At 47.2% G+C, this 22654-nt stretch carries 18 protein-coding genes and 1 pseudogene; 9 read left to right on the plus strand and 10 right to left on the minus strand.

Annotation, left to right across the window (positions count from 1 at the left end; translation table 11 throughout):
* Window positions 1-88: 88 nt before the first annotated feature.
* The 3 genes and pseudogenes from tnpC to tnpA all read right to left on the minus strand — a co-directional run.
* A pseudogene (tnpC, locus tag M2404_RS15370) lies at window positions 89-1207 on the minus strand (IS66 family transposase); the annotation flags it as partial.
* A 92-nt stretch (window positions 1208-1299) separates the two neighbouring features.
* Complete coding sequence (tnpB, locus tag M2404_RS15375) at window positions 1300-1656, minus strand: IS66 family insertion sequence element accessory protein TnpB (protein ID WP_259240648.1); 357 nt, start codon at window positions 1654-1656, stop codon at window positions 1300-1302.
* A gap of 2 nt (window positions 1657-1658) precedes the next feature.
* Complete coding sequence (gene tnpA / locus M2404_RS15380) at window positions 1659-1949, minus strand: IS66 family insertion sequence element accessory protein TnpA (protein ID WP_259240649.1); 291 nt, start codon at window positions 1947-1949, stop codon at window positions 1659-1661.
* Window positions 1950-2202: 253 nt separating this feature from the next.
* On the opposite strand from tnpA, the gene M2404_RS15385 reads away from it, so the two are divergent.
* Window positions 2203-2634, plus strand: a complete 432-nt coding sequence (locus M2404_RS15385; protein ID WP_259240650.1) for a hypothetical protein — start codon at window positions 2203-2205, stop codon at window positions 2632-2634.
* Between the two features lie 99 nt (window positions 2635-2733).
* Window positions 2734-3168, plus strand: coding sequence for a hypothetical protein (locus M2404_RS15390; RefSeq protein WP_259240651.1), 435 nt, complete (start codon window positions 2734-2736; stop codon window positions 3166-3168).
* 263 nt (window positions 3169-3431) lie between these two features.
* Here M2404_RS15390 and M2404_RS15395 read toward each other — a convergent pair whose 3' ends face one another.
* Together M2404_RS15395 and M2404_RS15400 are read right to left on the minus strand one after the other, a co-directional pair.
* Window positions 3432-4187, minus strand: coding sequence for a HesA/MoeB/ThiF family protein (locus M2404_RS15395; RefSeq protein WP_259240652.1), 756 nt, complete (start codon window positions 4185-4187; stop codon window positions 3432-3434).
* A 15-nt stretch (window positions 4188-4202) separates the two neighbouring features.
* Complete coding sequence (locus M2404_RS15400) at window positions 4203-5927, minus strand: ABC transporter transmembrane domain-containing protein (protein ID WP_259240653.1); 1725 nt, start codon at window positions 5925-5927, stop codon at window positions 4203-4205.
* Between the two features lie 192 nt (window positions 5928-6119).
* On the opposite strand from M2404_RS15400, the gene M2404_RS15405 reads away from it, so the two are divergent.
* Window positions 6120-7247 carry a PAS domain-containing protein gene (locus M2404_RS15405; protein ID WP_259240654.1) on the plus strand — a complete coding sequence of 376 codons (1128 nt, stop codon included), beginning with the start codon at window positions 6120-6122 and terminating at the stop codon, window positions 7245-7247.
* On the opposite strand, the gene M2404_RS15410 is transcribed toward M2404_RS15405, so the two are convergent.
* The 5 genes from M2404_RS15410 to M2404_RS15430 are packed head-to-tail and all read right to left on the minus strand — an operon-like array spanning window position 7244 to window position 11932.
* Window positions 7244-7945: a hypothetical protein gene (locus tag M2404_RS15410; protein WP_259240655.1), complete on the minus strand. Its 702-nt coding sequence runs from the start codon at window positions 7943-7945 to the stop codon at window positions 7244-7246. The two genes, M2404_RS15405 and M2404_RS15410, sit on opposite strands and share 4 nt — an antisense overlap.
* On the minus strand, window positions 7929-9209 hold the full coding sequence (locus M2404_RS15415; RefSeq protein ID WP_259240656.1) for an O-antigen ligase family protein: 1281 nt from the start codon (window positions 9207-9209) through the stop codon (window positions 7929-7931). Before M2404_RS15415 ends, M2404_RS15410 begins: the two co-directional genes overlap by 17 nt.
* Window positions 9209-10111, minus strand: coding sequence for a glycosyltransferase (locus M2404_RS15420; protein WP_259240657.1), 903 nt, complete (start codon window positions 10109-10111; stop codon window positions 9209-9211). The genes M2404_RS15415 and M2404_RS15420 overlap by 1 nt, the downstream gene beginning before the upstream one ends.
* 19 nt (window positions 10112-10130) lie before the next feature.
* Window positions 10131-10880, minus strand: coding sequence for a WecB/TagA/CpsF family glycosyltransferase (locus M2404_RS15425; RefSeq protein ID WP_259240658.1), 750 nt, complete (start codon window positions 10878-10880; stop codon window positions 10131-10133).
* The gene (locus M2404_RS15430) at window positions 10877-11932 is read right to left on the minus strand and encodes a glycosyltransferase family 4 protein (protein ID WP_259240659.1); all 1056 of its coding nucleotides are present in this window, start codon (window positions 11930-11932) and stop codon (window positions 10877-10879) included. Before M2404_RS15430 ends, M2404_RS15425 begins: the two co-directional genes overlap by 4 nt.
* Before the next feature lie 173 nt (window positions 11933-12105).
* On the opposite strand from M2404_RS15430, the gene wecA reads away from it, so the two are divergent.
* From wecA to M2404_RS15460, 6 genes are all read left to right on the plus strand, one after another.
* Window positions 12106-13182 (plus strand): UDP-N-acetylglucosamine--undecaprenyl-phosphate N-acetylglucosaminephosphotransferase, encoded by a 1077-nt coding sequence (wecA, locus tag M2404_RS15435; protein WP_259240660.1) that lies wholly within the window; start codon window positions 12106-12108, stop codon window positions 13180-13182.
* A gap of 42 nt (window positions 13183-13224) precedes the next feature.
* Window positions 13225-14544 (plus strand): flippase, encoded by a 1320-nt coding sequence (locus M2404_RS15440; RefSeq protein ID WP_259240661.1) that lies wholly within the window; start codon window positions 13225-13227, stop codon window positions 14542-14544.
* A gap of 11 nt (window positions 14545-14555) precedes the next feature.
* Window positions 14556-15716 carry a polysaccharide pyruvyl transferase family protein gene (locus M2404_RS15445; RefSeq protein ID WP_259240662.1) on the plus strand — a complete coding sequence of 387 codons (1161 nt, stop codon included), beginning with the start codon at window positions 14556-14558 and terminating at the stop codon, window positions 15714-15716.
* 204 nt (window positions 15717-15920) lie between these two features.
* Window positions 15921-18722 carry a cadherin-like domain-containing protein gene (locus M2404_RS15450; RefSeq protein WP_259240663.1) on the plus strand — a complete coding sequence of 934 codons (2802 nt, stop codon included), beginning with the start codon at window positions 15921-15923 and terminating at the stop codon, window positions 18720-18722.
* 59 nt (window positions 18723-18781) lie between these two features.
* Window positions 18782-21457 (plus strand): TonB-dependent receptor plug domain-containing protein, encoded by a 2676-nt coding sequence (locus M2404_RS15455; RefSeq protein WP_259240664.1) that lies wholly within the window; start codon window positions 18782-18784, stop codon window positions 21455-21457.
* Window positions 21444-22544: a cytochrome-c peroxidase gene (locus M2404_RS15460; protein WP_259240665.1), complete on the plus strand. Its 1101-nt coding sequence runs from the start codon at window positions 21444-21446 to the stop codon at window positions 22542-22544. The genes M2404_RS15455 and M2404_RS15460 overlap by 14 nt, the downstream gene beginning before the upstream one ends.
* The last annotated feature ends 110 nt before the right edge of the window (window positions 22545-22654 follow it).

Raw genomic sequence — 22654 nt, forward strand, 5'->3', positions numbered from 1 at the left:
ACACAGTCATTTAGGGCAGTTATCACCGGCAGATTATGAGGAAAAAGCTAATCTCAACGAGGTTAATGAGTGTCTATGAAATTAGGGGAAGTCCATACAATTTTTGGATATGGTTGATGGCCCAGTCGGCTTTACCGGTTTTGCCTTTGCCCTGCGCCTTTTGCGCTTCGACGAACTTGCGCCTTGCATGCGCCCAGCAACCGGCCAAGGTCGCATCCGTTTGCTCATAACCGGCATAGCCATCCACCTGCAGATACCCGGTGTAACCGTTAAGATAGGCTTTGGGATGTTTACCACCACGCCCATCCTGATAGTCAAACAGTACCAACCTGGGGCCTGCTGAGGACTCCATGTCACAGCCATACACCCACATGTAGCAGTTACTTTTTTCCACATCCAGCACGTTGACGGTCGTTTCATCGGCCCATAGCACCGGTTGTTGCAACAGTGTGTTTTTCATTAGAGTCAGTAGCGGCTGCAGTTTATCGGCACAGGTAATGAGCCAGCGGCTCATGGTCTGGCGGCTCAACTCAATACCGGCCTGATTAAACAGCTTCTCCTGCCGGTACAGCGGCAAGCCATAGTGCATTTTACTGCTGATGATTTGCGCCAACAGGCTCGGTGTCGCCATGCTTTTAGGCATGATAGCCGGCGGTACATCGGCAATCTGTATCACTACTTGCGTACCTTGGTTTTCGCATGCCCGGCAGCTGTATTTGGGCCGGATGTTTTTAATCACCTTGATTTGGGCCGGCACAAACTCAATTTGCTCGCTGACTTCCTCGCCCATCCGGTGCAGCGCATGGCCGCAGCAGGTGCAGGTTTTAACCGTAATGTCATGGATAACGTCTACCCGTGGCAGCTCGGCGGCAATGCGTGGGCGGCGCGGTTTGGATGGTTTTTCCGCTTCGGTCTGAGCCGATTCTGGCAGGGTTTGTTCTTCCTCAGCAAGCTGCTCTGCTTCGTTCAGCACCTCGCCATCACCCTGATAGCTTTCGCTGCTGGGGCTGTATTTTTTATACTGCGCAAGGTTGTACTGCTCCAGCAGTTGCTGCAGCTTATCTTCGAGCTTTTGGTTTACCCGCTCTAATTTAGCGATACGTTTGTCTTTTTGTGCCAGTTGGCGCTCAAGTTTTTGCGTCTGCTCAAGCAGCATTTTCTTGAGCAGTTCTACATCGTCTGGCAAGGATTTCAGGGGCTTTTTCATGACTGCTATTATAACGGCCAATACGGCTAAGTACCTGTGATTATTTAGATTGTTTAAACTGAGTTCTAAAACATTTATAGCCGATCAGCATATCAGCCGACACTTTGGTACTGCAGCGGCTGATGCGGTGTCAGTTTTTGGATATCAATACCCTGTAACAACCAGTGCCACTGCTGCTCACTGATGGCGAGCACTTTACCGGGCATCAGGCGCGGCCAGCGGAATTTATCTTTTTCCAGCCGTTTGTACCACAGGCAAAAGCCTGTGCTGTCCCAGTACAGCACTTTTAAGCGGGTGCGCTGGCGGTTACAGAACACAAACAACGCACCGCTAAACGGCGACTGCTGCATCTCCTGTTCAACCAACAGCGACAAGCCATTGATGGATTTTCTAAAATCCACCGGCTGTTTATGCAGGTAAATTTGGGGTGGGTCGATAAACATCTTCATGGTTAAAGCGCCCGGAGCAACGCAGCTAACCACAAGGCATCCGTGCCGGGTGGTAAGTGCAACTCGACATCGCGCTTTTTCAGCAGCATTGGCTGGCTTAGCAGCGTGCCTTGGGTGGTCAGCTCAACAAAGCCGGTATCGTCTTCCTGTTGCCAGGCGAGAAGTTGCCGCTTACGATAGCTGAAATAGGTCGGGTCAATGCCTTGTTGTTTTGCAAATTCGGTTTGAGTTAGCCCACTAACTTTATGCTGGTCAATCAGCGCCAGCCACTGCTCTGTTGTTCGGCGGTTCATATGAAACCTCTGTCTGGTCAAAGATTCAGACAGAGTAAGAAGATTTAGCTAAAGCTGGAATGTGCGGTTGGTGTTACGCTTACATAACGAAGAATATAAATTTACTTTTAGCTACGGAACAGGTTGCGGTATTTCAATTGAAGTACCAGTTGAGTTTAAAGAACAAACATAACAAGCGACTGTGGTCGCGCCTTAGCGCTGTGCGGCTACAAGTCTGTTCCAAAACCGGGTGTTATAGCTATGGAGTTACGAATTGAGTCCAACTGATTTCTTAGGACTAATGTTTGAAATTGCCCCAGCTTTTAGAGCTGAATGGGAAAGTGATAATAATTTATTTGTGCAAGAAGATGGTAGCTACAATTTTCAAAGTGTCTGCTGCGTGTTCTCTCACTATTTTATTGATCAAGAAAAACATAAATATGTCTCAAGAAATGAAAAAAAGTGGAATCCGACAATTGCGGACTCTGAGTTGGTTTTCTTGTTTGACTTGTTCGAATCAAACATAGATGATATCGAAACAACGGACTCATTGAAAACGCCAGAAGGCCTGCTATCAAATGCTATATGCACATGTTTTTTAGAAAATATCTCTCAAACAAATGCAGGTGAATATGCAAAGGACTTTATGGGCAATAAAAGCAGAACTTATTTTGATCATTGGCATATTTACAGTAAAAGGCTATAACAAGTTGCTTAATTTCGTTCCGACAACAAACAGCATGATCTCCACTGGACTGCCTGCGCTGCGGCCCATTAGCAATGGCGTTAAGTGCAAGGGGTAGCATTGAAACCTGAGATTTCTATCGAAAAAGTATGGTTTGATGATGATTTGACTGAATTGAAAATCTCGGTCTGTAACGGGAAATCTCTATTCACTAATAAAGTTTATGTTGGTAGACATCAAATTTTAGAGCTGGTTAACTCACTTAATATCTTTAAAAACCATTATTACGGTGGTCTAAAAGACATATTACTGGGGCAGTTTGGTCGTGAATACGCCAACGGTGCTTTTTCTGCAAAGCTTCACTTTCCAAAGCCTGGAGCTTTGTACCTAGCAACTCACCAGCAATCTGAATACTTTGAATTTAAGGGGCAGGAAGAGGCTAGCGAAGCCAAAATGTACTTAAAAACGGAGCCTGCGCTTTTAGATAACTTTATTCAGGAGTTAACGGGGCTAAGCAATGGTATTAATGATATTGCCAAGCTCGTTTGTACCTAACAATCCTGTCATTCGGAGCGTTAAGCCCGCTTCACGCTCATAACTGCCGTTTTAATATACCGCGGCGATACCAAACAAATATCGCCGCTGGTATACCAAAGATTTATCGCCTGCGACGGCTAAAAATCACGTTGCGCATTGCCGTGTGTGTATCTGAGCGTATAATCGTCACAGAGCTGGAAATCGGCAGGTATTTAGCTTGTTGCATCTGCGAGGTGATGTATTTTTCAGTTGGCATAGAAAGCCCAAAACTTTGTATCGCGCTATTTAGCGCCGCAAACACTGCAAAGTGGATCTTTGTCTAAGTTAAACTGCCGCCACCCGGCTGTTAGTGCATCAAACAACTGCAATTTACCGTACAACGGCGTACCCACACCGGTTATTATTTTTACCGCTTCCAGCGCTTGCATTGCTCCGATAACCCCCACCACCGGGCTTAACACACCGGCCTCCATGCAGCTAAGCTGTTGCTCGCCAAATAGCTGGCTTAAACAGTGGTAACAGGCACTTTCACCCTGCATGCTAAAACTTGCCACCTGGCCTTCGAAGCGGATGGCAGCCCCCGATACCAACGGCACTTTAGCGGTAACACAGGCAGCGTTAATAGCGTTGCGGGTAGCTAAATTATCGCTGCAATCCAGCACCAGTGAATGCTGTGGCACCAATTGGGCTAAATGTTCAGCGGTTAAGCGCTGCAGTAAAGTGCTGATGGTGACGTCTGAGTTTAACTGGCGCAAACTTGCCGCGGCTTGTTGTACTTTGCTGTGGCCTATATCAGCCTCGCGGTACAGTATTTGCCGCTGCAGGTTGCTGCTGTCGATAGTGTCGTGATCTGCCAATGTTAACCCGCCAACACCACTGGCGACTAAATAAGGCGCGGCGGCGCAACCCAGCCCGCCCATGCCTACCACCAGCACCGAAGCGTTAAGCAGCGCTTCCTGGCCGTCAATATCCAGTTGCGGCAGCATTAAATGCCTGCTGTAGCGCATAGCTTGTACAGTAGTCAGCTCTTTAGCCAAGGCTTGCTCCTGATATTAATTTAGCAACTGCAGCTCGGCCAGTTGCTTATATAATGGGCTTGATAACAGCAACTGCTGGTGGGTGCCGCTGGCAATCAGCCGGCCGTGTTCCAGCAACAAAATGCGGTCGGCATTTAGTACTGTAGCCAGCCGGTGGGCAATAATCAGTGTGGTTTTACCCTGCATTAAATTATCCAGCGCCTGTTGCACCTGTTGCTCGCTCAGGGCATCCAGTGAGCTGGTAGCTTCATCCAGCAACAACACGGGCCTGTCGGCCAAAATAGCCCTGGCAATAGCAATACGCTGTTTTTGACCGCCGGACAACCGTACACCGCGTTCACCTAACTGGGTGGCATAACCGTCTGTAAATTGGCTAATAAAACTATCTGCGCGCGCGGCAATACAGGCGTTTATTACCTCTTGCTCTGTGGCATCTGGCCTGCCGTAACGCACATTTTCCAGCACTGAACTGGCAAAAATAACCGACTCTTGTGGCACCAAAGCAAACTGAGCCCGCAGCTGGGCTAAATCCAGTTGGCTGATATCAGTGCCATCCAGTAGTATCTGCCCGGCTGTTGGCTGGTAAAACCGCTGTAACAGCTGAAACAACGTTGTTTTACCCGCCCCACTTGGCCCTACCAGCGCAATGCGTTCGCCAGGCTGTATGTCAATATCAAGCTGCTGCAGTACGGTTTTATCTGCTACCTGCGGGTAGGCAAAACTAAGCTGGCGCAGGCTAAGCGCACCCGCAACCGGTGCCTGAAGGGCTTGCGACACTGCCGGTGAAGCTATTTCAACCGGTGCCGTTGCCAGTTCAATTAAGCGTTCTGTGGCACCTGCTGCGCGCTGAATATCACCGGTTACTTCACTGATGGTTGCCGCGCTGCCTGCCACCATTACGGCATAAAACATAAAGGCTGTCAGTTCACCGGCACTGACAAGCCCGGCCATTACGTCACGCGCGCCCACCCAACTGATCAGTACCATAGCGGTAATGCTCAGCAGCATTACCGCTGCAATCAGTAAAGCGCGGTAGAAAATACGCTGCCTGGCTGACTGCATTACCAGCTCAATTCTGTCGGCAAACAACTGTTTATCGCGTGGCTCATGGCCATAAGACTGCACGGTATGAATTTCATGCAGGCTTTCATCTACATAAGCACCCACGTCGGCCAGGCGGTCCTGGCTGGCACGCGATAACTTACGCACTTTGCGGCCAAGTACAATAATTGGCAGTAATACCAGCGGTACTGCCAGCAATACTAATGCGGTCATTTTAAAGCTGGTTAGCGCCATCATTAGCAAACCACCAATGGCTGTTACTGCTGACCGCAGCGCCATTGACAAACTGGAGCCCACCACACTTTGCAATAAGGTGGTATCGGCAGTAAAACGGGAAATAACCTCACCGGTGCGCATTTCACTGTAGAATGACGGCGACAACTTCAGCATATGCTGGTACACACGGTTGCGGATATCAGCACTTACCCGCTCACCAAGCCAGGTCATCAAATAAAAACGGCAAAACACCGCCACCGAAGACAACATGCACAGTAGCAAAATGCCCAGCGTGATTTGATTTAGCCGGGAATTGTTATTGGCAACAAAGCCGTCGTCTACTAACAGGCGCACACCCTGTCCCAGCGCCAGCCAGCTAAGTGAGCCAATCAGTAAAAACAATATCGCCAGCAATACCCGGTTACGGTAAGGCTTTAAAAAGCTGCCTACCCAAGGCAGCACTGCTACCACTGGCGCAGTCAATTAGCTGTCTGCCAAATACTATATATAATGCCGGCGGGTGCCATTTGTTGCATGTTAACTCCTGTTTTATTAATCATGTTGCGGCATTAAACACATTATCAATACGTTTAATTTCAAAATTTGCAACCCTTGTACCATAATTAGCGCACGCATATTAGCAAGGAGCACACAATGAGCCACTGGATACAGCAACTGCGCGAGAACGATAATGCAGCTTACCTGATTTACTTGCTGTTATTACTTATTTTTGCTGCTGACAGCCAGACTCAGCTTGGTTTTGCCCACGGCTTTTTGTATGCCCCTCTACTTTTGCTGGCCAGCCTTACCAACAAACTGCGCTTGCTCCATATTATTTTCTTTGCTGCCATCATACTTATTTGGCTGGGCGTATTAGTGTCGCCTGCTGCGCCTCAGGGGTTTTCGTTTATTTTTGTGCTGGCAAACCGCGTTGGTGCCTGTATTTGCCTGCTGCTTATTTTTTTGCAAATGCGTGCGGTTATTTATCTTCAGCGCCAGCAAAACAAGCAGCGTGCCGATATGGAAATGCAAAAACAACAGCTTCAGCTGGCTAACAAGCTAACCAAATTTGCCCGCTGGACGCTTGATACCCATACCAACACGATACGCCTGTCAGAAGAAGCAAAAGCTTTACTGCCGAATGCCAGTAAGTCACGCTTCACCCTAAGCCAGTTCAGCGGTTTATTCCAGCAGCCTTATCAGGCCGCAATACAGCAGCTACTGAGCGACTATCTGGAACAACAACAGCCGTTTGATATTGAATGCCCCTGCCTGTTAGAAGGTAAAGCCGAGTGCTGGGTCAGAATTATCGCTTATGCTTCTGCCCCCACTGAAACCACAATGCAGGGTATAGTGCAGGATATTAACTCTGCCCATCAAATAAGCATACGCCTTACTCAGGAGCAACAGCGTTTTAAACAGTGGGCCGACAGCCTGCCGATTGTTGTCTGGACGGCGGATCGCAATGGTAATATCAACTTTGTAAATCAAACATTAGCGGCTTTTACCGGTATAGCTACCAGCCAACTGGTAGAAAACTGGCTGGATTCGGTACACCCTGATGATCAGCAGCAACTGATGCTGCACTGGCAGCACTGTGTGCAAACCGGTGACCCTTACAACATAGAGTTTCGTATACGCCGCCATGATGGCAGCTATATCTGGCATTTAACCAAAGCCGTAGCAGAATACGATAGTGATGGCGCAATAGAAAAATGGCTTGGCTCATCAATGGCATTAACAGCAGCAAGTAAAAAACACGACACCGCCTGGCTAAATTAACTAACCGGCTCTGCAGGCTGATACCAGCTTGTCCAACTGCGGGTGAGTACAAAAACAGCATAACTGACAAACTCTGCAGTTAACTTACTGTAAAAGTCAAAGTTAGTCAGGTTTACAGTTAGCAGACAGTTCACACCACAATTTACCCGGCGAAACGTCTGGCTGGAGGTAGCTACAACCTGGCTGCTAAAACCGTGATGTATGGTTAACTGCTTTACCCGCCAGGCGTGAAAATCGCTGGTTACAATATAATCCGGCTTTAACTGTCTAAGCGCTAAGCTATTAAATTCTTTATAGGTATTATCCCCGCCATAAAAGCAGTCAACGGCCAGGTTATTGGCCACGCTCAGCAGGTAATCAACGTACGGTTTGCAGTACTGAGTGGTTATAATAACACTGCCTGTATCCGGCATCAGTTGTACCAATTGCTGCAGGCGCGATTTAGCACAGGCCGGTAAGGCAGTTTCAGAGCCACCACAACCCAGCACCACCACACTACTGTTGGCCGGTATGGTGTAACTACTGGTATGGCTGGCATACCAGTGCCTTACCTGATTTGCCACAAAACTGTTACCGGCCAGATAATAAAACGCCAGCAGCAACCACAGGCCTTTTTTGCGGTACACAATACAGGCCAGCAGCAGGCCAAACAGCATAAGGTTATGCGGAAACATAAAGGGTTCAAGAATATCTTTCATCTTTATTCCTTAGCTGATGCCGGTGCACCAGTAGCGCATTGCACAGTGCCCACGGCAGCCACAGCATACCAGACGTTAAAATATGCCCGGCAACTGACGATACCAGCAATAACAGCAGGTTTAATAACAACAGGCTGCGCCCGGCACCATGGGCCCGCAGCTGCCAGCTACGGCGGAAAAACACAGCAAAGCACAATACAAACGCCAGCAAACCCGCAACACCGTGAAATACCAGCAGATCAAACCAGTCCAGCTCGGCAAAGTATTTTTTCAGATACAGTGCTACCCCACCCTGGCCAACACCCAGCATACGTTGCCAGTCGCTGTAGTGCTCGGCACTGGTTTGCCAGATACGCCCGGCATAGTAATCGCGTGATGAAAGCAAAATGCCGCTGATACCACGCTGCTGATAAACAAAACTCAGTTTGTCGTAAATACCCAGCAGCTTTAACAGGCTTTCGCCGTTAAACAGCACAGCCAGCAGTAACAGCCCTATTGTCAGCACCAGCCAGTACAGCACTTTGCGCTGGCGCTGCCAAAAGCCAGGCGGCTGCATTAGCAACGGAATAAACAGCACCAGCAGCAGCACACCAAATAAACCGGTTTTAGTCAGCAGTAGCACGGCAATAACCAAAGCAGTAGCACTGATACCCAGGTACGCCGGTTTGTGTCTGGGCCAGCAAAGCACCAGCAAAGCACAACTTAACACCAGCAGTACAGCCGACAATTCATTGGTGGAATAAAAAAAGCCTTTAATGCCTAAAAAAGACTGGGCTACGCCGTCAAGCGGCTGATAGGCAGTAAAACCAAACCCGGCTAAACCGGCCACAGCATTTAGCAGTAGCACCAAAGCACTGATGATCAGAGTATGTTTAAACAACACTTGCGCGGTTGCGGGTAAACGTTGTTGCAAAGACACCAGGTAGGCAAAAGCCAGCAGCGGGCTTAAAGCTTTAATGGCCAGTTGGATATCTGCCAGCCACCAGCGCTGCGCTAAAACCGGCCACTGCAGTGCCGGCCCCAGCAGCATTAACAGCAGCAACAGCAACAGGCCAAGCACAAGCTTAGGTTGCTGCACCAGCAAAACCAGAGCCATTAACAGCAGCAATAACAGCTTATAAAACACCGATAAGCCATAGCTAAAGCCATGCAGTTGCAGTAAAGCGCCGTTAATGCAATCTATCAGCAAAAACAGCGGGATCAGCCAGCACAGCAATTTATCGCTGCGCTGCTGCAACGGTAACGTTAGCGTAGCAAGCGACATTATTTTTTAAATAACCCGGCCAGGCCTTTGCTAAACACCTTAATACGCCAGCGGCTAAGTGCACCTAATTTATGTTTCAGGTAATAGCGCCATTTCAGCTTTACCAGGCCATGACGGCAACTGCTGATAAGCCCAAGCAATGTTAACGGTATTTGCTCCATGCTCTGGCGGTAAAACATCTGGTTTTGCAGGTTACGCTCACTCATATGCACCCGGTGCTTGGCAACGAACTGTTTATGCGCATCCAGCCGCTTGGGTGAGTTGGTAATACGGCCCAGTTCATGGCCCACATTAACTTTGTAACTGGCATCGGCAATACGTAGTGCCGGGCCATAAGCCTGCACCACCCGCACCCACATATCATAATCCTGAAATGCTGCCAGGCCGATATCAAAGCCACCCAGTTCCAGCATGCGCTCGCGCCGCACCAGTGCCTGGTTAGACAAAGTGTGTAAATCCAGCAACTCTGGTAAAGCCACTACGTTGCGGCTGGCAAACAGCTTTTTCTGCACTGTGCCGTAATCCCAGATATACCCCGAGCAAACACAGCTGTATTGATCATCATAAGCGTTATACAGGCTGCTTAAGCGATGTGGCAAAAACTCATCGTCATCGTCAATACCGGTAACAAAATCGCCCTTCGCTTCAGATATTGCCCGGTTACGGGCCGCACAGGCGCCCTGGCCACGGCTTTGGCGAAAAAACCTTACCCGTTCATCATTAATATATTTATTAGTTAACACATGCCAGGTGTCATCGGTTGAGGCATCGTCTACCACCAGCAACTCTATATTGCTGTAGTCCTGCGCTAACACCGACTCAATGGCACGTATAGCCATATTTACCCGGTTAAAAGTGGGCATATAAACACTGATTAGCGGTAACTGCTGTTGTTTTTCCATCTTAACTCCATCCAGGACGTTAAATTTTACCTGTCCAATACCACCAGACATACCGCAGCAGCCCCAACTGGCGGCCGATACGGCTGGGCTGAGATAACAAACGGTAAGCCCATTCTAAGTTCAGCTTACACCAAAGCTCCGGTGCACGTTTTACATTACCGGTGAACACATCGTAAGTGCCACCAACGCCCATATAAAAACAGTCAGGGTGCTGCGCCCGAATACGCTGGATCAACAGTTCCTGCTTGGGCGAGCCCATAGCAATACTGACAATACGGGCACCACTTTGTTTAATTTGCTCAATAAGCACGGCTTCATCTTTAAAATAACCGTCTACGGCCCCTACCAGATTAACCTGTTGCGCGCGTAGCTTATCCGCTGTTTGCTGGTTTACCTCCGGCCTGGCGCCAACAATAAATACCGGCACTTTGTACTGTGCGGCGCGCAGCATCAGGTTTTGCCACAACTCGCAGCCGGGAATACGCTGCACGTTTTTTTTCAGCCGTTTACGCATTACCTTAACAACGCCAATGCCGTCAGCATAGCGGATATCCGCACCGCTGATCACCGCTTCAATTTGCGGGTTGCGCATGGCTGTAAGCACTTTTTCCGGGTTAATGGCTATAGCCGAACCGGCATAGACACTGCCGTCTTCACGCACGATAAACTCTAGTAACTGCTGCATATCAGCAAATGAAGACACTTGCACCGGCCCTACCTTTACCTGGGGGATCTGCTGGCCTAATACTGCTGCACTGGCTTGAGTCATAATAAAATTTCCTGATAAAGCTGTTGTAATTCATTTACCACCTGGCCCAGCAAATACTGCTCGGCAGTGGCCCGTGCTTGTTGCTGCATATGCTGATATTCTGCCGGGCTATACTGCCACATACGTTCAATCGCGTGGGTAAATGCCACCACCAACTGTTGCTCGGTTTCTTGCTGGCTGAGCAGAATACCATTGCTGCCCGGTTTTATCTGCTCGCTGGCGCCATCTGTTTGAGTGGCAATTACCGGCGTATAACATGCCATGGCTTCAGCCATCACTAAACCAAAGGCTTCATGGCGCGACAAACTGACAAAACAGCGGGCCTGGCTGTATAACTGTTTTAATGCCAGGCTGTCTTTGGGCCCTACTACAAGCACGTTCGGAAACTGTCTGGCCGCCGCTTGCAGCTTATCCAGCCAGGGGCCGGAGCCTGCTATCACCACTTTTTTGTCACTTATGGCCGGCAACAACGCCAGCAGGCGATCCATACCTTTGTTTTGATCCAGGCTGCCAACATACAATATATCTATGGTTTTTTGCTGCCAGCTTAATGGTTCAACCTGGTGGAATAACTCACTGATACCCGCCGGTAACACGGTAGCGCGCTTAGTTGGCAGTGTAAAATGCTGTGCCAGTGCCTTGCTGGCAAAAATCCACTGGTCTACCTTGCGCGCGCACCAGCGATAGGCTTTTCCGGGTGGCTGATACTTGTATATATCACTGCCATGGCAGGTTACTACAATTTTCACTTTGCGGTTTCGTACCGCTTTATACAATAACGCCAGCCAAATAGTAGGATAAAAGAAATGCACATGCACTATATCAAAACTGCGGCGGGTAAGAATAAAACGCCAGATAAAATCCAGCATAAAAACGGGATATTTCAATAATTTGTTCAGCAACGAGTCACTGTGCCAGCGCATATAATGATAAGCAGGATGACACGCAGCCAGTGCCCACACCTGATTATGCACAAACTTGCCCTGAAACGGTGATGACGGCTTAGGCCCCATGTTACTGATAATTAAAATGTTGCTGTTAGCTGCTTGCACGCTTAAATTTCATCCTGACAGTCACACTGACTGTGTACAATACTTGTTGTCTGGCCAGAAAACACTTAGTTTATAAAGCATTGCTGGCCACGCCGAAAACGGCATAGTAATAACGGATTTTAGCTGACGCCTGGCTGAATAACTATAACCCTGAGCGCAAACCGGAAAGTTAAATGCCTGAACATATTAGCCTTTATCTCACTGCCTTTATCACCTCCTGTGTGGCTATTGCCTTTTTATATCCTTTATCTGTCCGCGTTGGCCTGGTAGATATTCCGCGAGGCCGCAAACAACATCAGGGCGCGGTACCTTTAATCGGCGGCATTGCCACCTATTGTGGCTTATGTCTGGCGCTGCTGTTATTTGCCGACAGCAGTATAGAACCCATTTACTACCTGCTGTGCAGTGGCGCTATCGTGATACTGGGGGTATTTGATGATTACCTCGACTTAAGCGTAAAACTGCGTTTGGCCGTGCAAACTCTGCTGGGGCTGGCCATGACATACAGCCTGAATTTACACCTGGCCAGTTTAGGCGATTTGTTTGGTATGGGGGTAGTAGAGCTTGGTGTGCTGGGTATTCCGGTTACGCTGATTGCCGTAATCGCTGCCATTAATGCGTTTAATATGACCGACGGCATCGATGGCTTGGCCGGTATGCTTAGCATGGTGAGCTTTGTTACTATCGCTATTTTTATGTCTTTGTGGGGCCAGCAACTGCATGCCGCTATGGCACTGGTGGTAGTGCTGGCGATGCTGCCATACCTGGCATGTAACCTTAATCTGGTGCCCGGGCGGCGTATTTTTATGGGCGATGCCGGCAGTATGTTAATTGGCCTGAGCGTAATTTGGCTGTTAATTATTGGCACCCAAAGTGAGAGTGCCAGCTTTCGCCCCGTTACCGCCCTGTGGATTATTGCCATACCGCTGATGGATATGATTGCCATTATGGTGCGCCGTATTCGTAAAGGGCAGTCGCCGTTTCAGGCCGACCGTGAACACCTGCACCATATCTCGTTGCGTTTAGGCTTAAGCTCACGCGAGTCACTGGCGTTAATTACCTCGCTGGCCTGTATTTTTGCCTGTATTGGTATTATCGGCGAATACCTGCTGGTGCCGGATCTGGTTATGTTGTTGTTATTTTTAGCCGTGTTTGCAGCTTATTTGTATAGCCTGCAAAATATTTGGCGTATTATTTCGCACTTTCGCCAAAAACGGCTTCAGAGCCGCCAGCCCAGAGTCATTAAGTAGTCAATACTGAAGTTAAGAGCTGAAGTTAAGGATAGTTAAGTAGTGAACGTTATTAAAAAAATCCTGATGGCACGCGCTACCGCAATGCTGGGTGACAAGCTGGTAAAACTGGCCGCAGGCGCCATATTAACGGTGTTTGTTGCACGTATGCTGGGCGCCAGTGAACTGGGTATTTATTCTATTGTAATGGCCTGGAGTGCCTTTTTAGTGCCGTTAACCAGCATGGGGCTGAATAATATTGTTGTGCGCCAGATGGTAAAACACGACAACAGCCACGACGCCATGACCATGCTATACAGCGCCATCAGCATACGGTTAGCGCTGGGTTTACTGGGCGGCAGCCTGATGCTGCTGGCATTTTATCTGCTGTACCCCGACATGTTTGCAGGCAACACTGCTATTGCCATTCCTACTCTGTTTATGTTGCAGGCTTTTTTCGGCTTTTTACTGTTTGAGTTTTACCTGAACTATCAGGGCACTTTTCGTAGTGTCGCCTATATAAAATCGGCTATTTCACTGCTTAGTTTTGGTGCCAAACTGGCGCTGCTTTATAGCGGCTTTGGCATTGCAAGCCTGTTATTGCTTACCGGCATTGAGTTTTTTGTTGTTGGTATGGCGCAATACCTGATTTACCGGCGTAAACACCAGCCATTTAAAGAAAACGAAGCTCGCTGGCCGGGTTACCACCCGCGCTGGTTTAATATGCAACAGGCTAAACAGCTGCTAAAACGCTCGTCCTGGTTGTGGTTGTCAGGCATTGTGTCGGTGATTTATCTGAAAATTGATATCGTTATGATAGGTTCAATGGCCGGTACCGAGCAGGCCGGTATTTATGCCGCCGCCAGCCGCTTATCTGAGCTGTGGTACGTATTTCCGGCCACTTTGGCCGCACGGTATTATCCCGATATGCTAAAAGCTCATCAGCAGGGTTGGCCACAGTATTTTATTAAGCTGCGCCGTTTTGCCATTATGTTTTTTGCCGCAGCTTTTAGCATCGCGGTGGTTATGTCGCTATCGGCACCGTGGATTATCAGCCTGCTATTTGGTGAAAACTTTTCTGCTGCGATAGAAGTGCTGCGTATTCATATCTGGGCCGGCTGCTTTATTTTTGTCCGTTATCTTATCAGCCAGCATCTGGTGATTACCGAGCAAGAGCCCCTGTCGCTGTTAAGCCATGGTATTGGCGCTGTGCTGAATGTGGGCCTGAATTTATGGTTAATTCCTAAAATGGGCATAGTTGGTGCTGCCTGGGCAACACTGATTTCTTATGCCTATGCATCGTTCTTTTTCCTGTTTTTATCTTCCAGCACCCGTAAGCAACTGTGGCAATTAATTACCACACGTCGCGCTGACATTAATTAGAAGGTTTTTCTATGAGCAAACCACTTTTCGTTGAAATTAAAGGTGTGCAGTTTCGCAACAAAGGCGCTTATTTAATGTTGCTTGCCAGCCTTGAAGGCTTAAAAGGCATTGCCCGGCCGGTAGAGCTGGTATTGTCACCCGGCCCTAACCTGCCCTACCCCGAGCGCGCCCGTTTAGGTGCCTGGCAAAAACTGTCATTTCGCCGCGGCGGCCTGGATTTAACACCAATGATCGGCAAATTACCCGGTGCGGTGCAACGGCTGTTTAACCGCTACGGCATGGTAAGCGAAAAACAAATTGATTTAGTGCTCGAAGCCAGTGGCTTTGCCTATGGTGATCAGTGGCCGCTGCGCTTTTTGCAAAACACCGCCAAAGAAGTTGTGCGTTTTGCCAAAGCCGGTAAGCCCTTTGTGTTTATGCCACAAGCCTTTGGCCCGTTTAAAACCGAAGACAGCAAAGCTGCCATGCGCGATATTATTAACCATGCCCGGCTGATTTTTGTCCGCGATCCGGTATCCTTGCAACATTTACAAAGCTGCGTGCCTAACCTGCCGGACTCCGTAGTATTAACACCGGATTTCACCGTCGGTTTAACAGCACGGCCTAATGATGAAATCCCGCTGATTAATGGCCCTTATGCCGCACTAATCCCCAACAATAAGGTGGTATCTAAATTTAACCATGCCGGAGCCGAGCAACTACGCAACGACTACATTGCTGCATTTGCCGCGGCGGCCAACACGCTGGCCAGCGCCGGTATGCAATGTGTGCTGGTAAACCATGAGGGCAAGGAAGATGCCGAGCTGTGTGCAGAAATAGCCGCCAAAGCGCCATGCCAGATAGTGCAGATTGAAGATCCGCTGGCAGTAAAAGCCTTTATCGGCAAAGCCGAACTGGCAATAAGCTCGCGTTTTCACGGCGCGGTAAATGCGTTAAGCCAGGGCGTACCCTGTATTGCCACCAGTTGGAGCCACAAATACCACGCCATGATGACTGATTTTGGCATGGGTGATTACTGCGTAGCCGAACTTAGCGAGCAAAACCTGCTTGACGCACTGGAGCAACTACTGGACAACAAAACCGCTTTAGCTGCAGAGGTAAAACAAAAAGCCGCTGCGTTAAAACAGCAAAATGCCGCTATGTGGCAACGGCTGTATCAGGCAATTAGTTAATTTTTATCCCCCTTCAACAACCGGCGGCTTAACCGTCGCCGGTTGTACTACAACTCAAACTCCACAGCTACCGCCCCACTGCACGGCTGCTTTTCAGTCACTTTAGCTACGCACTATTAAACGCAAATGATAATTGATCTTATTTGTGTTCGTGGTATTATTTGCATAAATTAGTACAACATAAAAAAGAGATTCAAATAAATTATGCGTATAAATCCAGTAAATTCCCGCAGGTTTTTGTTATCAGCTTTGGCGATAGCTGCACTTTTCGGATGCGGCGGCAGTGAAAAAAACTCAGCGCCGGTATTCAGTAATGAGTCTTATAACTTTACCGGCAATGAAGATACCGTGATTAGGGGCCAGGTACAGGCAACCGACAGCGACGGTGATACACTGAACTACTCAGTAGCATCAGCAGCAAGCCATGGTAATTTTGTCATAGCTGCTAACGGTAACTTTAGCTACACACCAAACCTGAACTACTTCGGTAGCGATCAGGTTAAAATAACCGCTAGCGATGGCCAGGCGAGTGCTACCACTACTATTATTTTTAATATTATTAATGTTAATGATGTGCCAGTACTAGTTCGTACTGATGTAACATCTGGTGCAAACGGTGTGACGATTGGCCAGATTATCGTTACCGATGCAGACAATGATCCTATAACGTTCAGCATTATTACCGGCACTCAGTACGGTACTCTGGATTTGGATGCTCAGACAGGCGCATTTACCTATACGCCATACGACCTTGAATTACTAGATGACAGCTTTGTCGTCGGTTTTACTGATGGCATTATTGATGAGCCTGTACAGGCAACCATTCCGTTGATCCCACAGTTCACCACCAATGCCGACAAGCTGAATTACTACTACAGCTCTGAGTATTCTCATCTGAAAAAAGCAGAGTCTATTGTTGGCATCATTAATGATGGCGTTGCAATTAACGAGTTGAATACTGAACTGGCTAAAGGTTATCTATTGTCTGGTTTTCTGGACCGGGCAGATACCATATTGGCTGAGGGAATCGATAATCTAGATACACAATCCCGGGCATACCTGAGCGCAGCAAAACTGGCTATAACACAGAATATGCCCGAACTAGCTAATGCTTATAATAAAAAAGCTCAGCAAACATATAATCAGTTTGTTCAGGAAAGAGGTAGCGAGAATCTAACCCAGGCTGATGCCAGATATTATACAAGCATCTTACGAGTTTATATTACCCTTAATGACTCTCAATCAGCCCAAGCACTTACCGAATATCTTCTGGCAGGCGCTAATAAGATTGCAACTGATGCTGGAGGTATCTACAACAATGCTTATGGCTATTTTTTAACATCCTTTCATGAGTACACAAGCGAACTTGTTGAAACATATGTGTCTGAAAAAAATGAGGAAAATAAAAATAACGCATTAAAGGCCCTGCAAGACTATTCTGTGTTGGCTGAAAATACAGGACTTCAAGGTACAGCTGCTGCCCGCAGCTATACATTAAAGTCTCTCCGTTTTACTAATATTGCTCAGCTATATGAAAGTATGAATGAAATGGACAAAGCAAAAGAATATATTGCTAAAACCCTTTCTATTTATACAGATGTTTCATACGACAATAATTTCACATATCCGGCAGACCCATATGCTGCAAACTCATTGGCAGCCTATATAGTGCCATTGGCAACGTTGGCAGGGCTATTTGAGGTCTTATATCCGGAATTAGAAAACATACCTGAAAAAGTGTTACTAAGTTCAACCGCGTCTAGTGTTGCAGCACAAAGTTTGGTTGCTAAAAGAGAAATAGCACGGTACTCAATATTCAACAAAATAATTAACAATGAAAGCATTGAAGAAACTATATCCAGCACAAAAGAAAATTTCAATGGCACGATAACTCAGTTCTATAGCGCATTAGCTATTGATAGCGGTTCATCACAAAGCATAGCAACACGTCTGCATATTAACGGTTATGTTGAAGAAGCCAGAAGGGTACTTGATGAAGCCTTTCCGATATTGAACTCCTCTGAATATTATGCAGCTAACCGCTCAACAATGCTGGGAGGAGCAGGTTGTTATGCGCACATAAAACTTTATAACCAGTATGGTGGAGTTCTAAATACAGCTGCAGCTGTTTGCCAGGATATTGTAGATACCTACTTTCATGCAGATAGTATTCCTGCACCAACAACAATCAATATTACAACTGCCTACCGTGATCTGATTTCTGTTTATGGATTATTTAACGATAATTCTGCTGAATCCGCGCTGATAAAGGCAGTTGAGGAACTTGATACTCATATTCAGAAATTCGATGAAATCGATGACCGTATTAACCGTTATATGATTAATACGCCTGATCTTGCTTCGATCGGTACTTTTGATCTGGCACAGCAATTTATGAATAAAGGACTGGCTCTGATTGATGAACGTCTTACTGATGAAACCCTGACTGCAGCCCAGTTAAAAACCATTATGGATGCACTCAGAGTCAATATTGGCAATTTATATAGTTCAGCAGACACTACCCCTTCCCGTAATTATGTTAACTATATAAAAGCATTACGCCGTGCTCCGCTTACTGATAATTACCCTGCCCGCCTGGCAAGTGTTTATGACGAACTGAAAAAACGGGTGGTAGTGATTAATACCAAAGCCAAAACCTACGCAATTAATGACCAGCAAAGTTTTGCCGCCAGCCTGGTTAATTTAAATCTGTCTGCCGATATGATCGCCGAAGCACATGCTATTGTGGATGATCCTATTACTGCTGCCGCTGAAAAAATTACCTTCCTGAAGGCTATCGGTATCCACCACAGCTTATTGGATCATTTCCCCGGAACGGATGTCGCCAACGTTGACAGCGATAACGATGGTAAACCTAACTTCTTCTTCCTGTACAAAACTGAGGAAGAAATTGCTGCCAGTGGTTTAATCGCCGATGACGACTCTGATGGTGACGGCGTGCCGGACACTGATGATCTGTTCCCGCTTGACCCAACCAAATCTTAAAACACCGTAATTATAAAATGCCTGCATCACTATGATGCAGGCTCTCTTCGGAGACATTCATGCGTTTAACTGCTTTCCCCGTTTACCTGCTGGCGTCTTTTAACTTATTTGCCTTGCAGGCTGAAGAAACCCAATCAGAGCCATCAGCAAAATTAAATAATATTACCCAGTGCATCAGAGGTAAAACGGCTGAAGGAAAGCCCTGCACAGATGAAAATGTAGAGTATATCCATGTCAGAGGCCGCTATATCGGTCCGGAAGTACCGGAAATACAAGGTCGTTACCATTTAAACCGGGAGTTTATTGACCGGGTACCGAAAACCTCCGGTGATATTAATGAAATAATCGCCCTGATGCCTGGCGTACAGTTATCTGAAAGTGCTCTTTCTGCAGCAGAATCTCAGGAAATAAGAGCAAAAGAACTGTCAATATCTGGCGGTCAGCCATGGCAGACCGGTTTCTTTCTGGATGGTGTTAACTTTAATAACCGGATTGATCCGGGCAGTTATTCAGGTGGTTTAACTTCAGCTAACGATGTTCGTGGCGGCCCTCAGGCATTTACCATCAACAGCCAGATTGTAGAATCTATTGACGTATATGACAGCAATGTTCCTGCTGAATACGGCGATTTCTCAGGTGGAGTGGTTGCCGTTAAATCGCGCTCAGCTACTGATTTTATCGACAATACTTTTGGGTTCTCTTATCGCACAACCCGCAGTGACTGGGGTAATTACCATATTATCAACGGCGATCTGGACACTAATATAGCAAGTCGCGTACCTCTGTTTGAAAAAAACAGCTATAGCGCACAAGGTGTTTACAAAATAAATAGCCAGCATGCGATTATGGTGAATGCCAACTATCTGGAAAGCCTGATCAGCGATGTCTCTTTATCACAGCTGGTTGAAACCAAAAGAACCAGCACCAATCTGCTGGTAAAATATTCCATGCGTGACGTTCTGCTGGACCAACTGGACTTTACCGTTACCTATGCACCTTATGAAGATCATAATCTGCTTAAAAACGTTAAAGACAGCAATATGATTGTTGATGGCGGCGGTTTAAGTTCCAGTATTAACTTCCGTGAGGGGCTGTCATTTGCAGAACTCAGCGGTAAATTGGGATTTACCCGCAGCGAAAACAGCAGACAAGCTCCGGAACATTATTACATCTGGCTGCAATCTAAAGGCAAAGACTGGGGAAGTCTGGATCCATCCAATACAGGCGCAACGACCCTTGTATCAAAAGAAGGTGGCCATGGCAACCTGGAAAAAACCCAGACCAACATCTCATTCGACAGTGATCTTAACTTCGATACCGTAAAATGGCTCGGTCTGGAGCATCAATTAAAAGCCGGGATGAATCTTAATCTGGAAAGAATGCAGCGTATTCGGGATAAAGACAGCTATAATTACAATGCCGTACGCCAGCACTCCAGCAATATCAACCCGTTAAACTGTAACGGTTACACCCTTGACTGTGTTGAATTAAGTTTCTTCCGCCCGCTTTCAGAACTGGAAGCTGAATTGGGTGAACCGCTGAACTTTCTGAACCCGGTACATGTAGCACTTTACGGTGCCAATGTCGCATCAACCCCGCAATATTTTGAATCCAGAATCGTGTACCCGGAGGAAAATATTGACGAACAATTGTTCAAAGGCGCATTGTATCTGACCGACCAACTGGCTATCGGCAAACTGACGCTTAATCTGGGGCTACGGTACAATACTGATAACTTCTTTAAAAACCATAATATCGCTCCCCGTATCAGCGGTGGTTATGATGTATTTGGTGACTCAGATACTTTACTGACATTCGGCGCTAACCGTTACTATGATGCGGGTTTACTCACTTACAAAATACGTGAGGTGCAAACACCATACCGCACGGAATACCGTCCTATCCGCAGCGGTGCGCTGCAAGGGTGGCTGGAATCGTCAGCAGACAGCGATGTACGCTACCGCTATGTTAATGTTAAAACACCTTACAATGACGAAATTACACTGGGCGTAAAACAGGCAACTGACTTGTTTGGAACGTTCTCAGTCAAATGGGTAAAACGCTGGAAAAAGGATCAGCTGGCCGCAGCAGCAGATCCAATCCTTGAAGACGGCTACCGTTACTCTTATCAGGATAACTCAGGCTCAGGCTACAGCAAGCGTCTGTCTTTATCCTGGAGTATTAAGCTTGGCCAACACAGCCTGTGGGCTAATACCAGTTTTAGCAAAAACTACAGTAACAACAACGACTACGAAGATAACCCGGATAATGTTCCTGTTGATGAGCTGGTTATCTATGAAGGCATGCTGACAACCAAAGCATCCTTAAATAGAGTAAATACCAACTTTGGCCGCCCGACTATCGTTAACTTTGGCTGGACAGCCGACTGGCTGGATAATCTGGATACCAGTCTGAGCGGTACTTTTACCGAAAGTTATGAAACCGCACTGCACACAGGCAATTATGCGTCATCAGGTGAAATCTCTCGCTTATGTCCGGAATGTGAATCTTCTTCAGTGTTAGTTCCGGTATACAGAAGAGTCTCGCTGGCATCCAGAACAATGTATAACCTCGCTGTTCGTTACCATGTACAAAGTGAACTGCTGGGCAATTTTAAAATTACAGCAGATATCAGCAACCTGTTTGACAGCAGAACTTACTTAATTTCATCGGGTAGCAGTGGTATAGAAACCGGCCGGCAGTTCTGGTTAGGGATTTCTTATGACCTTAACTAAAATAGCCTGTGCGATATTACTACTCTGGCCTTTTACACCAAGTGCCACAGTACCCATTGATATGCTGCGGCAACAATACAACCAGCACCCGGCAAAATGGCCGCAGGCCTCACTGCAGCCGGGTATTACACCGGCTGAACTGCAACCATTGCCAGTGCGGCCTGAAGTAACCGAAGACAATAAACAGCTGCTTGCACTGGGTGAGCAATTGTTTAATGAACCCAAACTCTCACGTGACAACACCCTTAGCTGTGCCGGTTGCCATCAACCACAATTGATGTTCAGTGATGGTAAGCGCTCTGCTGTTGGTATTGATCAGCAACAAGGAAAACGCAATACACCGGCAATTTTCGCCCTGGAGTTGTGGCAAAGTTTCTTTTGGGATGGGCGTACCACCACAGCACTTGAACAAGCCTTGCAGCCAATTGAAAACCCGATAGAAATGGATTTGTCGTTGGCAACAGCACTGGAGCGCCTGAATGCCGATACACAATACCGGCAGCAATTTGCTGCAGTATTTGGCAAAAGCCCAATCACCAGCACACAGTTGGCACAAGCGCTGGTAGCTTTCCAATTACAGCTAACCGTGCCAGAAACAGCTTTTGACCGCTTTTTACACGCCAGTTATCAATTAGATAAACAACAAAGCACGCAAAACGTGACTGAAGAACTAAACAACCAACAACTGCTGGGCTTACATTTGTTTCGTACCAAAGCAGGTTGCCTGAACTGTCACAACGGCCCCCTGTTAAGTGATAACCAGTTTCACGTAACCGGCTTACACTATATGGGCCGGGCGTTTGAAGATCTTGGCCGTTATGATGTCACTGGTAACCCGGTCGATGTAGGGAAATTTCGTACACCGTCATTGCGGGCGGTTACCAAAACAGGTCCCTGGATGCACAACGGTTTATTTACTCAGTTTGACGGCATTATTGCTTTTTATAACGCTGGTGGTGCCAGGCCTAAGCCCCGATCAGATCTGAAACATCCGGAATTGTTCCCGCAAACTTCTGTTTTACTAAAACCACTGGGGCTGAGCAAAGAAGAACAGCAGGCCCTAATTACATTCTTACAAATACTATAACGAAAAACTCATTGTTACCTGCTGGCAATGAGTATGTGCCCGGCGTCAAAATATCTCAATAAAGATCAGGCTCACAACATGCTTTACCTGAGCCCTGTCTTTACTCTAGT

It is taken from the genome of Rheinheimera pacifica (assembly GCF_024809855.1).
In the GTDB taxonomy this organism is placed as follows: Bacteria; Pseudomonadota; Gammaproteobacteria; order Enterobacterales; family Alteromonadaceae; genus Alishewanella; species Alishewanella pacifica_A.

Bases quoted from the DNA above. Each gene is read 5' to 3' on its own strand.
- M2404_RS15420 (WP_259240657.1), bottom strand. From the start codon at position 10,111: ATGGAAAAACAACAGCAGTTACCGCTAATCAGTGTTTATATGCCCACT.
- M2404_RS15415 (WP_259240656.1), bottom strand. From the start codon at position 9,209: ATGTCGCTTGCTACGCTAACGTTACCGTTGCAGCAGCGCAGCGATAAA.
- M2404_RS15410 (WP_259240655.1), bottom strand. From the start codon at position 7,945: ATGAAAGATATTCTTGAACCCTTTATGTTTCCGCATAACCTTATGCTG.
- M2404_RS15445 (WP_259240662.1), top strand. From the start codon at position 14,556: ATGAGCAAACCACTTTTCGTTGAAATTAAAGGTGTGCAGTTTCGCAAC.
- M2404_RS15455 (WP_259240664.1), top strand. From the start codon at position 18,782: ATGCGTTTAACTGCTTTCCCCGTTTACCTGCTGGCGTCTTTTAACTTA.
- M2404_RS15425 (WP_259240658.1), bottom strand. From the start codon at position 10,880: ATGACTCAAGCCAGTGCAGCAGTATTAGGCCAGCAGATCCCCCAGGTA.
- M2404_RS15405 (WP_259240654.1), top strand. From the start codon at position 6,120: ATGAGCCACTGGATACAGCAACTGCGCGAGAACGATAATGCAGCTTAC.
- tnpB (WP_259240648.1), bottom strand. From the start codon at position 1,656: ATGAAGATGTTTATCGACCCACCCCAAATTTACCTGCATAAACAGCCG.
- M2404_RS15450 (WP_259240663.1), top strand. From the start codon at position 15,921: ATGCGTATAAATCCAGTAAATTCCCGCAGGTTTTTGTTATCAGCTTTG.
- M2404_RS15460 (WP_259240665.1), top strand. From the start codon at position 21,444: ATGACCTTAACTAAAATAGCCTGTGCGATATTACTACTCTGGCCTTTT.
- wecA (WP_259240660.1), top strand. From the start codon at position 12,106: ATGCCTGAACATATTAGCCTTTATCTCACTGCCTTTATCACCTCCTGT.
- tnpA (WP_259240649.1), bottom strand. From the start codon at position 1,949: ATGAACCGCCGAACAACAGAGCAGTGGCTGGCGCTGATTGACCAGCAT.